This is a genomic window from Paenibacillus sp. sgz302164 (assembly GCF_056120505.1).
In genome coordinates this window covers 100,704-112,853 of the sequence record NZ_JBVYOL010000024.1, presented here as the reverse complement: position 1 = coordinate 112,853, position 12,150 = coordinate 100,704, and the positions used below count along the sequence as shown (strand labels likewise).

The window sequence follows — 12,150 nt, the reverse complement described above, 5'->3', positions numbered from 1 at the left end:
TCGAACAACGATAATTGTGCGAACCCCTATTTTATTGCAGTTCAAGAAACAGAGATGCATTTGCTAGAATATGGCTAATAAGTAAAGTACAGGTCAAGGTTGTACCTGTCAAAAGATGTATAAGCAACACCGCTGAAACCACTACAGTAAAATATAAAGGGAGCCTTTCGGGGCTCCCTTTTCATTTATGCCAGACTAACACAACAGTGCTTGCACCCATACGCAATCATGATTATAGAGCATATTTTACTCATGTTGTAGTTCCAATGTGGCTGAACGTATCACTCCCCCTAAAGATTATACTATACTTTGGTAAAGTTTAACTTCATAGTATGTTAATTTCCCGCTTATAGGAACAAGTTCCTTTAAAATAAATCTCATAGCTGCTCCAAATCGATCGTCAGCCGCTGAAATTCAATCCCGAAAAGGAGCCTCCCCGGAATAATCAATTTTATATAAAATGCACCTTGAGTACCGGAATACTTGGCCTGACAATATAACTTGGGGAATACGCTTCCTACTACGATTTATAAGGAGTGATGGTGTTTGAATACGAATAAAAATACGATAAAGCCTGCGAGAGGTCGTTCATTATCATCTAAATAGACACCTCTCATCAGGCAATGGGAGGCTAGCGGGTATGATGCTTTTAAGAAACATGGTTCAAGGATTGGAAAATGACTCTCCTGCCAAAGAACTGATCCGGCGTTGGGATCATGATGAGAGTACATTGAAATTTTGGAGAGCTAGCAGCAATTTCGTTTACACTTTTGACATGAACGCTTCGCGGCACTTCCTCCGGTTCATTCATGAAGAGGATAACTCGCCGGGGAATATTCAGGCTGAACTTGATTTTATCCGGTACTTACTGGACAAAGGTTATGCCGTCGCAGCTCCCGTTCGCTCCAGGAACGGCAATTGGATCGAAACGATTTCGACCGAAAACGGGATTTATTACGGCGTTGTTTTCGAACGGGCCGCAGGACAGTATCTCCCGCTTGATCAGATGTCGGATCTTCATTTGGAACAATGGGGCCGATCCCTCGCCTCGCTTCACCAATTATCCGAAACGTATGCCCCCGGAGAGACATCGCGAAAAAGCTGGCTGGATGCGCTGGCGTTCATATCATCGGTACTACAGCGCTATCCCCGGGAGTCAGGGCTTCGGCAAGAACTTGAGCGACTGAAAAACCTGCTCTCAGAGCTGCCTGCCGGCAAGGGACATACAGGGCTGATCCACTACGATTTCGAAACCGACAATGTTTTTTACGTCGCTGCGGAAGAGCGGTATTGCGTCATTGATTTCGACGATGCGATGATACATTGGTATATGATGGATATCACCTGCGCCCTTTCCGATTTCGCTGAACTGGGCGAAGAGGAATCTGAGCGAAAGACCCGGCAATTTCTTGCAGGATATGCCTCGATAAAACCTTTGGACGAGAACTGTTTGACCTTCATCCCTATTTTCCGGAAGTTTGCGGATCTTTACACATTCGCCCGGCTTCTCCGCAGCGTCGAGGATATGGATACCGCCAACTCGCCGGAGTGGGCCCTTGCACTCAAGGATAAGCTGCTCGCCGCATGCAGCCGGATTCGCGCAAGCTACCGCCCCGCGGTTGAGCTAAAACCCATCGATCAAAATAACTGGTATGATTGAGATTTTCGAAGCACGATTGACTAACATGCCGGATTTAGCCGCCTGATTGTTGGGCGGTTTTTTGCCATCCCTCTATAAGCCTAACCCGAATCGCTTCAATTCGATAAAAATCCCTTCCAAACGTCTTCCTTTGTCCGTTAACGTATATTCCACACGCGGGGGAACTTCCGGGTATACTTTCCTGCTCAATATCCCGTTGTCCTCCAGTTCTCTAAGACGGAGCGAAAGCGTTTTGGGACTAATTCCGTCCATCGATTTCTGCAGGTCGCTGAATCGCATCGTCCCTTCGATTAACAGGTCCCGAATGATTAGAAAGGTCCATTTGCTCCCAATCACATCCAACGCCTTGGCAATGGGACAAAGTTCGCCAGGGGTTCCTTTGGTCAATTCGACCGGTTCCATATCGCTCATCGAAGCTTCCCCCCGAATTTTTTTGGGCTAATTAAGCCCATCATATCACAATACTATATTTTCGGAAATTATATGAATTAAATATCACTACTTCCCTAAATGAATTTACTGTATATATACTACCATTGAGGCCAATCGCGGCAACTCGGAATATGCAGGAAGGAGTAGGAACGCTGCACCAAAGCCTTGACGGACAAAATGGTGCAAGCCTTCCTTGGCATGACGCCTTGAAAAGCTTCGCTTGCATCTCAATGAAGTGTTGAAGTTTTAAGCAAAGTCAGGAGGATGAGCGATGTTGCGCAATCAGAAAGTTGTCATTATCGGCGGAAGTTCGGGGATTGGTTTCGAAACAGCCAGACAAGCGGCGGCACTCGGAGCAGAAGTGATTATTGCCAGCCGCTCCAAAGACAAGCTGCTGCAAGCAAAAGAACAGCTGGGAACCAAAGCTGAGACTTATGCGCTGGATACGACGCAAGAAGGGCAAGTACAGTCCTTCTTCGAAACCGTCGGCGAGTTCGACCATCTTGTGGTGACCGCGGCGGAAACATCCGGCGGAGCGTTCCTCGAAACGGATACCGCAAAAGCGCGGCAGTTGTTTGAAAACAAATTTTGGGGCCAATTTTATGCCGCTAAATACGGCGCTCCGAAAGTTTTGCCTAACGGCTCCATCACCTTGTTCTCGGGAGTTGTGGCCTACAAATCCATGATCGGTTCGGCGGCCCTGGGCGCAGTCAATGCGGCCGTCTCGAATCTGGGCCAAACCTTGGCCCTGGAGCTTGCGCCAATCAGGGTGAACGTCGTTTCACCCGGCATCATCGATACGCCGTCACGCAGCAAAATGCCGGAAGAAGCCCGCAATCAGTTCTACGCCGCGGTAGGAAACAAGCTCCCCGTGAAACGAGTAGGCAAAGCTGAAGACGTCGCGCGAAGCGTGCTGTACCTGCTCGGCAACAGCTTCGTGACCGGAACCGTTCTTCACGTGGAAGGCGGCCACATTTTGACTTAAAAGCGGCCGCTACAAGAAGCCATCGCCTCTCGCTCGGCAGCGGGAGCGCTGGCTTTTTATGTTCGACAAATTATCTGAAAAATTTTACAATTCTATTGATTTTTCAGAGAATTACTGAGATGATAGATGAAATAATAATAAATTTACTAGAAAACCTATGTTTTACCATTTTATTCGTGAAAGGAGGCATGCACTGCCTGAAAAGGCGAAATTGAACAAATAGTTTTTAGAGCGCTTTCACAATACGAACCGAATGGAGGAATTTAATGATGAAAAGCAGCAAATGGGCAAAAAAACTAGGCTTGAGCTCTCTTATTTTGGGTGCGCTGATGATTGTTCCGACGCTTTCGGCTTTTGCCGCCTGGAACGATCTGCATACCGGCTACGCCACTTATACGGGCTCGGGCTACTCGGGAGGTGCCGTGCTGCTCGATCCGATCCCGCCAACGATGGAGATTACGGCTTTGAATCCGACCGACATGAATTATGGCGGCGTCAAAGTGGCTCTCGCGGGAGCCTACCTGGAAGTTGAAGGCCCGAAAGGGAAAACGACCGTTTACGTGACCGATTTATATCCCGAAGGCGCTCCGGGTGCTCTTGATCTTTCCCCGAATGCGTTCGCCAAGATCGGCAATATCCCCGACGGCAAAATCAATATCAAGTGGAAAGTCGTCAAAGCCCCGATTCAGGAAAATTTTTCCTATCGAATCAAGGAAGGCAGCAGCCAGTGGTGGGCCGCCATTCAGGTGCGAAACCACAAGTACCCTGTTATGAAGCTGGAATATTTGAAAGGCGGCAGCTGGATCAATTTGGAGAAAATGGACTATAACCATTTCGTCGGCACGCAGTTAGGCACCAAGCCTCTGCAGGTTCGCATTACGGACATCAAGGGCAGAACGGTGACGGATACGATACCCGGGCTAGCCGAAAACGGAACATCGGGAGCTTACATCGTCCCCGGCAATGTCCAGTTTGCCGATTGACGATTTCCGACTATTGACTTTTACACTAATGTCAACCCTTTAGAATAGAGTCGAACACAAATGAAGGGAGGCATTTCTTTTGGACAGTGTAAAAGATCTCAATAAGCATGAAGGATCGGTTGCGGCAGATGCTGTCATGGAAAATAAGGATCGTACGCCTGTGACGGTTATCGGACTCGGTCCGATGGGGCAGGCGCTGGCTGGTGCGCTGCTGAAGAGCGGTCACCCAACGACAATATGGAACCGCTCGGTCGGTAAGGCAGATGCTCTCGTTAAGCAGGGCGCCGTCCCCGCGAATACTGTCGCTGAAGCTGTCGCGACAAGCCCGCTGGTCATCATCTGCGTGTTAGACTACAACGTCGTGCAAGCGATCCTCGAGCCCGCAAGGGGCGCCCTAAGAGGGCGAACGCTCGTGAACCTTACTGCCGGCTCTCCGGTGCGGTCCCGCAAAATGTTTGCATGGGCTGCCGAGCAAGAAATCGATTATATCGATGGAGCGATTTTGTCCCCCACCCCAACCATCGGAACACCGGCGGCAGTCATTTTGTACAATGGACCGGAGCTCGTCTATAAGGCCGCTCAACCAGTATTAGCCAGCTTGGGTGGTACTGCTTCCTATCTTGGCACATCCCCCGGCCGGGCAGCGGCGTTTGACGTGGCCTTGCTGGATTACTTTTGGACGTGTATGAGCGGGTATTCGAAAAAATGGATTCCCCAGGTTGTTCGCATCTCTAAAACGATTATAAATCGTCCCGACTCAAATTATCGTACTAAGATCCAGTCTCCAATCGTTGCACCGCATAAAATTCCCCGGTGGATATTCGAAGCTGCACTCGGCGGCCAATATAAAGCCTAGTTTCCTGCAAATGGCGTTTGATGCCGGATTGTCGATGGACGGAAATGCATGCATATACCTTCTTTTCTTCTCTGCGCTAGCGCTGGCAATAGCGGCTTCGGCCGCTCTAGCCGCAATTCCTTTTCCTTGGAACGGCGGCAAGACGCCCCAACCTACCTCGTATATAGTCTCCTCTTGCCAGACACGCTCCCAGTACCCGATGTTGCCCACCGCTTCGAGCTCCGGGAGCAGAACTATACTGTACATACGCCCTGTACCTTTCCCTTCGATCTCAACGTATCGTTTGTGGCGGTTCAGGACCTGCTCCTCTGTCTCCGGACCTCCTAAGTGCTCGAGCATCTCCGGTGCATTCATACGATACAGCAATGCAAGGTCGGTATCTGCCCAGGGCTTAATCTTTACTTGCAATTCATTGGTTTGATTCAACGAATCCCTCGCTCCTTTACGCTATCGGCTGATGTTTTTAGATTATAACACATAGGGAACGTATGTTTCCATCGAAAAATCCCTTCCTGATAAAAAGTAGCAAGGCAGCCCAGGCGGTCTAAGAAGATCGGACGGACTGCCTTGTTCGTTATATGGGCTGCGAGCTCGCCTGTCTCCCGCTTGTGAATGCGTTCGTCGGTCTTCCTTCCAGGTCCTGCCACCAGAAATCCCGCTGCGGCGATAGCGGAACCTGATCCAGATAGACCGGTTCGCCGATTCTAGGAATCCGGTAAGGAATGCTCTGCTCTTCGGCCGCGGCCGATACCCTTCTTGCGGGATCGTTCCAGTCATGCAGCGCCAAAGTGAACCCTCCCCAATGTACGGGCAGCAGAACCCCTCCCTGAACGTCCCGATGCGCTTGCACCGTCTCCTCCGGTAGCATATGCACGCCGCTCCAGCGCTTGTCATATTGCCCGCATTCCATAATGGCCAGTTCGAACGGTCCGTGCTGACGGCCTATTCGCTCAAAGTGAGGACCGTAGCCCCCGTCCCCGCTGTAGAAGAGACTTCTCTCCTCCGTCTTGATTACCCACGAGCACCATAGGGTGGAATCCCGATCGAACAGCCCTCTTCCCGAGAAATGTCTCGCCGGCGTGCAAGCGAAGCGAATGCCCTGAACGATCTGTTCTTCCCCCCAGTCCAGCTCGATGACGGCATCTGGTGACGCTCCTCGTTTCCGGATTCGCTTGCCGACTCCGAGCGGAACGAGGAAAGTACCCGCCTTCGGAATAAGCTTGCGAATGGAGGAAGAATCCAGATGATCGTAGTGATCGTGAGACAGAACAACGATATCGATCGGAGGAAGCTCCTCAATCGTGATTGGCAGATTAACGCTATATCTGCGATTACGGGAAAAAGGAATCGGCGACGGGTTCTTGCCCAGCATCGGGTCGATTAGGATCGTCTTGCCACCTAGCTGAAGCATTGACGCCGAATGTCCAAACCAGACGACCTTGTCCTTTCCGTCCTTTAGCGTGTCATGCTGAAGAGAGATAATAGGAAGCGGCTGCTTCGGCCTTCTCTGGGTTTTTGGAGATAGAAATTCAAGGAGCATGGACACAAGGTCTCCTGCCCCAAATTTCACAATCGCCGGGATTTCGTTCTGGAATTTTCCGTTCTTGGCTCGATTTGATCGATTCCAATCGTTCACCTGTCTGCTCTCCTCCTCCCGTATCTACGAGTCCGTTTATCTCCGTCAAATTCGTGTTCTCCATCCGGCTCTTCGATCGGCTTTGGCTAAATTCCCTGGTCTATTTTAGGGCAAATCTTTCTTTTATCATTTGCACATAAGCTTCATCGCCTTGAGTTTCTCTTAAAGCTATAATTTGTTTTGCATCTTCACCGGCAATGTATCTCAGTTTATCTGTTCCATCGGTAACTGCTTCATAAATTACTTCAGCTACAAGTTCGGGAGGACTGGATATTTGCTGATTTTCACTTGAAGCTAAATTAAAGAAATTGCTAACATATGCATTATAATCAGTTATTGTTTCTGATTTTGCATGATCCATAGATCTACCGGCAAAATCTGTTGTCATTGAACCGGGTTCTACCAATTTCACTTTAATCCCAAAATTACTTAATTCATAGCTTAACGATTCTGTTAAACCTTCAACTGCGAATTTAGTAGAATTATAAGTTGATATTAATGGAAGTGTTGTTTTACCCGCCATAGATCCTATATTCACAATTATACCTTTTTTATTCTCTCTAAAATGCTTTAAAAATGTTCTGGTAGTATTAATTAAACCAAATACATTTACGTCAAACTCTCTGCGAATTTGCTCATCCGTAGAGATTTCAATCGGTCCAAATAAAGCATATCCTGCATTATTGACCAGGGCATCTATCGTTCCGAATTCTTTTAAAATATCTTCATATGCTTTATTAATTGTTTCTTGTTTTGTAACATCAAGGGGGTAAATTTTGACATTTTCAATTTGAGTTAATTCATTTTCGCTTTCTGGCGATCTCATAGTGGCAGCTATATTCCATCCATTTTCTGCAAAATATTTAGCTGTTACCTTTCCAATACCAGATGAAGCTCCTGTTATAACAACTGTTTTCTTTTCCATAGTAATTCCTCCCTCTGAAATTAACTGACGAATCGTCAATAATCAGATTACAGGATAAGTTACACGATGTCAACTATGGTGGAATAATGAATTGACAATGTGTTATCATAACTCAAGAGGAGATCGATACAATGGATTTTATAAGGGCAAGAACACCGGATCAAATAACCAGCAGACAGGAAGAAATCATCAATGCCTGCGACACATTATTCTGTCAAAGCGGATATGAGGGCGTAACCTTTAAGGCAATTTCCGAACTGACCTCTTTTACACGCCCGTCGATTTATAACTATTACAAAACTAAAGACGAGGTATTGCTGGACCTTCTGGCCCGGGAATTGCTACGATGGCAGGCCAGGATGCTGGAAGTAATGAATACTACAGCCAGGATGACAAAAGAACAGTATAGCACTTTTCTGACGAAGACTTTGTTATCGCACGATAAGATGTTGAAGCTGCTTTCCATACTCTTTTCCGTTCTCGAAATCAACAGCAGTGTTGAAAAGCTTGCAGAATTCAAAAAGGTTAGCTATATTCTGGACACTATTGCTGCAAGTTTGGATAAATATTTTCCCGAGGCGCCCCCTGAAAACAAGGCCATTTTCGTTTCGGCGTTTTCGGTGTATATTCTTGGGCTGTATCCGATATCTCATCTGTCGCAAAAACAACTTGAGGCCATGCAGCTAGTCGAGGTTAACCACGCTGTACCTGATCTTGAATATTTGTGTTACCATGGGATACTTCTTCTGCTTTCTGATTTGTGATACTACATTCACCAAATCCTTCGTTTATTATGCGCCACCGCTTCGCGCCTTACCGGCTTCGGCCGGTAGGTCTTGCTTTTCGCTCCGGCGTGCATGAAGTTTATTCAAAAATCAAATACCAGAATAACGCAATCTCATCATTGTGTTTATCAATACCCTGATACAAGTTAAGATCAAGCCCGCCTATTACAAAACCACAACTTTTATAAAATTTGCACGCATTCACGTTGTTGCTTTGCGTCTCCAACATGATTCCGGGCATTCCGCCGTTTTTCGCCCACCGCTTGGCCTGCTCGATCAGTTTACGGCCTACTCCATGCCCTCTATAATTTTTGTCTACCGCTATGTCTTCTACAAGAGCATATTTGTTCCAGTTCCGTTTCAATACGATACGGCCTACTGCTTGATTCCCGGCCCAGGCCAAGTACACTATTCGATCCGGGCTATCGATATAGTCTGAATAATCCTCATCTTCTGCTTCCTGAAACCGTTCTTCCGAATAACTTTTTGTATAGCCGGGAATTGGTTTCACCGTGAATCCGAACTCTCGATCCGTCAAGGACAGGACGAGGGTAGAATCAACAGTAAAACTGTCGTCTATATGCTTCCAGACATTTTCATCTCCAACCGCGAAATTCCGAATCACAATATCCATACTCATCCTCTTAACTGTCTATACTGATCTGTATTCAAGGTGAAGCAATGGAAATGGCTTGCCCGAACCATCCAATTCCGACCGGCCGATCTGTACGAATCCAACCCGTTTGTAGAAGGCACACGCTCCGTCGTTTTGCTCATTGACATCAACTTGGAGAGTACTTCCTTTAAATTTTTGGGCATGTTCGATTAAACGGCTGCCTATTCCCATTCCGTGGTGTTCTGGATCTACGAACAGCATCTCGATCTTAGTTCCGACAAGTCCGATAAACCCTGCCGGTTCTTTATTTTCGTTTCTTCTTACCCAGATCTCAACTTCTCTTAAGGCCCCGTTTTGAACTATACTGCGGTAAAATTGGATGTCCGAATCCGTCAAAAAAGTATGGGTACGACATACGGCCCGGTACCAAATATCGACTAATATATCGTGATCACTTTCCTGGTATGGGGTAATTATGTTCGACATCAAGGTTCCTCCTCCAAACGATCGACTTTCAGTGAAACAAGCATAACACGCTGATCCAGGAGGAAACAAGAATGCACATTTCTCCCATGCTTTAGAACTGGCGCCCGGTCAGCAGCCCTTATTCAAAAATCGAAACGGAACTTGATGACAATTTATGGGAAATATTTATTTTCGGACAACATATTTTTTGTTTAAATGTTATAATATGGTTTGCATACGCTTACATTCAAAGGAGAAAGGAGGCTCACAACTCAACGGAAACGGAGCAGTATCATTTATTTTAAAATTCTAAGGAGGTATTATGATGCTACTAAAGTCAACTTTTGTAAAAATGTTCAGCGCGCTGCTGCTGCTGGCTGGTTTGCTGGTGCCCCCAGCGACGGCGCAGACAGCCCCTGCGGCGGCTCTCGCGCCGCCGGCAGGTGTAACGCCGGGGACGCTATCACAGATCACGTCGTTCGGCAACAACCCGAGCGGCCTGAAAATGTACGTCTACGTGCCGCGCAACCTGGCCCCGAATCCCGCATTGCTGGTGGCCGTACACTTCTGTTCGGGTTCGGCTTCTGCTTTCTACAACGGCTATGCTCGCGACTTCGTCACAGCCGCTGAGCAGTACGGCTACATCATCGTTTTCCCCGAATCCACGCACACCGAATTCAGCAGCTGCTTCGACGTGTGGAGTCCGAAAGCGCTTACTCGCGGCGGCGGCAGCGATCCTGTCGGCATCATGTCGATGGTATCGTGGACCAAGGCGAATTATAACATCGACTCCAGCCGTGTCTACGTGACCGGCGCATCCTCCGGTGCGATGATGACCAACGTACTGCTCGCCGAGTACCCGGACGTCTTCGCTGCCGGAACGGTGTTCATGGGCGTGCCCGCCACCTGCTTCGCCACCGGCAGCGCCACCAACTTCTGGAACAGTCAGTGCGCGAACGGCCAGATTTCCAAGACCGCCCAACAGTGGGGAGCCGCCGCCCGCGCGATGTTCCCCGGCTACACAGGAAGCTACCCGCGCATCCAGCTCTGGCACGGTACTGCCGACAATATACTTAACTACAACAACTTCAAAGAAGAAATCAAGCAGTGGACCAATCTGCGCGGCGTCTCCGCCACCCCGGTCAACACCGATAGCCCGCAGTCGGGCTGGACCCGCACACGCTACGGCAGCACCTCCACCCAACCACCGGTTGAGGCAATCAGCGTGCAGGGCGCCGGTCACTCGATGCCCCAGTCCGCGGTCGGCTACTCGATCGCCTTCCTCGGCCTGAACATCAGGCGGTGATTCCGGCAGGGAAACAACGGGCGAAATTCAACTGCGCGACGCCTTAAAAAAGTCGATCTCAAACGAGACAAGGAGCCCTTGCGGGCTCCTTGTCGTTTTTTCTGATGCCTCTCGACTCTTACTCTTCCCCTGTTGCAATCGGGTTGTCTTCCCAACTGATCCAATCGCTCCAGCTGCCGGAATACAGCTTCACATTCGCGAAGCCCGCTTCTTTCAGCGCAAGCACGTTCGGGCATGCGGTTACGCCCGATCCGCAGTACACGATGATCTCTTCCGCGTCCTTCAGCCCGGCAAAATGCCGCTGCTGCTCTTCCGCGGACTTCCACGCGCCGCTTTCACTCAGCACGCCTTTCCAGAAGTAATTGCGCGCGCCAGGGATATGCCCGGCGGCGGTATCGATCGGCTCTTCCAGGCCGAGGTAGCGCCGCGGCTCGCGGGAATCCACAAGCACGGTGCCTTCGCGGCCCAGCTTGTCCTTCACCTCGTCCATGCTGGCGAGCATGGCGCGGTTCACCTTCGGCGAGAACGTGCGCGGATATACGGCAGGTTCTTCGGCGGTGACCGGGTAGCCGGCTGTTTTCCATGCGGTATACCCTTGGTCGAGCACATAAACTTCGGAATGACCGAGGAATCTCAGCATCCACCACAGCCGGGAAGCCATTGCGCCGCCTTGATCGTCATAGGCGACTATGGTTTTGGTTCCGTCGATGCCCAGATTGCCGACGAGAATCGAAAAAGCGCCGAGATCAGGCAGCGGATGCCGGCCTCCGTGGGCCATAAGAGAGCCCGAGAGATCTTTTTCCAAATCTACATAGACGGCTCCGGGTATGTGGTCAAGCTGGTAGCTTGTTCTGCCCGATTCCGGTTGTCCCAGCGCAAACCGGCAGTCCGCGATCACGATGTTCGCGTCTCCCAATTGGCCGAGCAGCCATGATTGGCTTACGATATTTTCCAAAATAAGGGCACCACCTTCGTAAAATAGACTTGATTAATCGCCAATCCCCATGGTCGGATTGATGGAGTAGCTCAGCCAGTTGCCCAGCTCTCCTCCCATTTTATCGTAAAACCGCTGCGCACGGGAATTATCTTTGGCCGTTGTCCATGAAAGTCTGGCGTAGCCGTTCCTTGCGGCATAACCTTTGGAAGCGGCAAAAAGCTTCTGTGCCGCGCCTTGTCCCCGTTCCGCCTCAACAACGAACAAATCGTTCATGACGGCGATTTTGGCTGCCCGCAGTGTGCTGAATGTGAAGTACAACGTAGCAAAACCGACCAATGTGCCGTCATCGGTTTCGGCCACGAACTGGATGCCGTCTTTTTGTTCCAGCAATGTATGGATCAATGCGTTCAACTTCTCGTCTTCCGGCGGCCGATACTCGTAAAAGCCGACGATATAAGCAAGCATAAGCTCACGGAGCTGAGTAATATCCTGCACGGTTGCTTCTCGAATGGTAGTTTGGGACATGGTGGAACCTCCTTCGCGTTTTTCATTGGATACTGGGTT

General features: G+C 49.2%; 14 protein-coding genes. 6 read left to right on the top strand and 8 right to left on the bottom strand.

Annotation, left to right across the window (positions count from 1 at the left end; genetic code table 11):
- The first annotated feature begins 640 nt into the window (after nucleotides 1–640).
- Nucleotides 641–1,660, top strand: a complete 1,020-nt coding sequence (locus tag AC0LWT_RS30635) for a phosphotransferase enzyme family protein (protein ID WP_474685076.1) — start codon at nucleotides 641–643, stop codon at nucleotides 1,658–1,660.
- Nucleotides 1,661–1,732: 72 nt separating this feature from the next.
- Here the strand turns inward: AC0LWT_RS30635 and AC0LWT_RS30630 are convergent, their stop codons facing one another.
- Entirely contained in the window at nucleotides 1,733–2,071 is a 339-nt protein-coding gene (locus AC0LWT_RS30630) for a winged helix-turn-helix transcriptional regulator (protein ID WP_474685075.1), read from the bottom strand.
- A 292-nt stretch (nucleotides 2,072–2,363) separates the two neighbouring features.
- Here AC0LWT_RS30630 and AC0LWT_RS30625 point away from each other — a divergent pair, with 292 nt between their 5' ends.
- The 3 genes from AC0LWT_RS30625 to AC0LWT_RS30615 all read left to right on the top strand — a co-directional run bounded on the left by AC0LWT_RS30625 (nucleotide 2,364) and on the right by AC0LWT_RS30615 (nucleotide 4,916).
- Nucleotides 2,364–3,077 (top strand): SDR family oxidoreductase, encoded by a 714-nt coding sequence (locus AC0LWT_RS30625; protein ID WP_474685074.1) that lies wholly within the window; start codon nucleotides 2,364–2,366, stop codon nucleotides 3,075–3,077.
- 329 nt (nucleotides 3,078–3,406) lie between these two features.
- Nucleotides 3,407–4,060, top strand: coding sequence for an expansin ExlX (exlX, locus tag AC0LWT_RS30620; RefSeq protein ID WP_474685082.1), 654 nt, complete (start codon nucleotides 3,407–3,409; stop codon nucleotides 4,058–4,060).
- A 136-nt stretch (nucleotides 4,061–4,196) separates the two neighbouring features.
- Nucleotides 4,197–4,916, top strand: a complete 720-nt coding sequence (locus AC0LWT_RS30615; protein WP_474685081.1) for an NAD(P)-dependent oxidoreductase — start codon at nucleotides 4,197–4,199, stop codon at nucleotides 4,914–4,916.
- On the opposite strand, the gene AC0LWT_RS30610 is transcribed toward AC0LWT_RS30615, so the two are convergent.
- From AC0LWT_RS30610 to AC0LWT_RS30600, 3 genes are all read right to left on the bottom strand, one after another.
- Complete coding sequence (locus AC0LWT_RS30610) at nucleotides 4,818–5,342, bottom strand: GNAT family N-acetyltransferase (protein WP_474685073.1); 525 nt, start codon at nucleotides 5,340–5,342, stop codon at nucleotides 4,818–4,820. The genes AC0LWT_RS30615 and AC0LWT_RS30610 overlap by 99 nt on opposite strands.
- Before the next feature lie 148 nt (nucleotides 5,343–5,490).
- A complete protein-coding gene (locus tag AC0LWT_RS30605) occupies nucleotides 5,491–6,552 on the bottom strand; it encodes an MBL fold metallo-hydrolase (RefSeq protein ID WP_474685072.1) in 1,062 nt (353 codons plus the stop codon).
- Nucleotides 6,553–6,652: 100 nt separating this feature from the next.
- Nucleotides 6,653–7,477, bottom strand: a complete 825-nt coding sequence (locus tag AC0LWT_RS30600; protein ID WP_474685071.1) for an SDR family oxidoreductase — start codon at nucleotides 7,475–7,477, stop codon at nucleotides 6,653–6,655.
- Nucleotides 7,478–7,608: 131 nt separating this feature from the next.
- Between AC0LWT_RS30600 and AC0LWT_RS30595 the strand changes: the two genes are divergently transcribed.
- Entirely contained in the window at nucleotides 7,609–8,241 is a 633-nt protein-coding gene (locus AC0LWT_RS30595; protein WP_474685070.1) for a TetR/AcrR family transcriptional regulator, read from the top strand.
- A gap of 100 nt (nucleotides 8,242–8,341) precedes the next feature.
- Here AC0LWT_RS30595 and AC0LWT_RS30590 read toward each other — a convergent pair whose 3' ends face one another.
- Nucleotides 8,342–8,896 (bottom strand): GNAT family N-acetyltransferase, encoded by a 555-nt coding sequence (locus tag AC0LWT_RS30590; RefSeq protein WP_474685069.1) that lies wholly within the window; start codon nucleotides 8,894–8,896, stop codon nucleotides 8,342–8,344.
- An 18-nt stretch (nucleotides 8,897–8,914) separates the two neighbouring features.
- Nucleotides 8,915–9,364 (bottom strand): acetyltransferase, encoded by a 450-nt coding sequence (locus AC0LWT_RS30585; RefSeq protein ID WP_474685068.1) that lies wholly within the window; start codon nucleotides 9,362–9,364, stop codon nucleotides 8,915–8,917.
- Between the two features lie 301 nt (nucleotides 9,365–9,665).
- On the opposite strand from AC0LWT_RS30585, the gene AC0LWT_RS30580 reads away from it, so the two are divergent.
- Nucleotides 9,666–10,649 (top strand): extracellular catalytic domain type 1 short-chain-length polyhydroxyalkanoate depolymerase, encoded by a 984-nt coding sequence (locus tag AC0LWT_RS30580; RefSeq protein ID WP_474685067.1) that lies wholly within the window; start codon nucleotides 9,666–9,668, stop codon nucleotides 10,647–10,649.
- A gap of 118 nt (nucleotides 10,650–10,767) precedes the next feature.
- Here the strand turns inward: AC0LWT_RS30580 and AC0LWT_RS30575 are convergent, their stop codons facing one another.
- Both AC0LWT_RS30575 and AC0LWT_RS30570 read right to left on the bottom strand, forming a co-directional pair.
- A complete protein-coding gene (locus AC0LWT_RS30575) occupies nucleotides 10,768–11,604 on the bottom strand; it encodes a sulfurtransferase (protein ID WP_474685066.1) in 837 nt (278 codons plus the stop codon).
- 33 nt (nucleotides 11,605–11,637) lie between these two features.
- On the bottom strand, nucleotides 11,638–12,111 hold the full coding sequence (locus AC0LWT_RS30570; RefSeq protein ID WP_474685065.1) for a GNAT family N-acetyltransferase: 474 nt from the start codon (nucleotides 12,109–12,111) through the stop codon (nucleotides 11,638–11,640).
- Between the last annotated feature and the right edge of the window lie 39 nt (nucleotides 12,112–12,150).

Coding starts and splice junctions, on each gene's coding strand:
- AC0LWT_RS30635 (WP_474685076.1), top strand. CDS start 641: ATGATGCTTTTAAGAAACATGGTTCAAGGATTGGAAAATGACTCTCCT.
- AC0LWT_RS30630 (WP_474685075.1), bottom strand. CDS start 2,071: ATGAGCGATATGGAACCGGTCGAATTGACCAAAGGAACCCCTGGCGAA.
- AC0LWT_RS30625 (WP_474685074.1), top strand. CDS start 2,364: ATGTTGCGCAATCAGAAAGTTGTCATTATCGGCGGAAGTTCGGGGATT.
- exlX (WP_474685082.1), top strand. CDS start 3,407: ATGATTGTTCCGACGCTTTCGGCTTTTGCCGCCTGGAACGATCTGCAT.
- AC0LWT_RS30615 (WP_474685081.1), top strand. CDS start 4,197: ATGGAAAATAAGGATCGTACGCCTGTGACGGTTATCGGACTCGGTCCG.
- AC0LWT_RS30600 (WP_474685071.1), bottom strand. CDS start 7,477: ATGGAAAAGAAAACAGTTGTTATAACAGGAGCTTCATCTGGTATTGGA.
- AC0LWT_RS30595 (WP_474685070.1), top strand. CDS start 7,609: ATGGATTTTATAAGGGCAAGAACACCGGATCAAATAACCAGCAGACAG.
- AC0LWT_RS30590 (WP_474685069.1), bottom strand. CDS start 8,896: ATGGATATTGTGATTCGGAATTTCGCGGTTGGAGATGAAAATGTCTGG.
- AC0LWT_RS30585 (WP_474685068.1), bottom strand. CDS start 9,364: ATGTCGAACATAATTACCCCATACCAGGAAAGTGATCACGATATATTA.
- AC0LWT_RS30580 (WP_474685067.1), top strand. CDS start 9,666: ATGATGCTACTAAAGTCAACTTTTGTAAAAATGTTCAGCGCGCTGCTG.
- AC0LWT_RS30570 (WP_474685065.1), bottom strand. CDS start 12,111: ATGTCCCAAACTACCATTCGAGAAGCAACCGTGCAGGATATTACTCAG.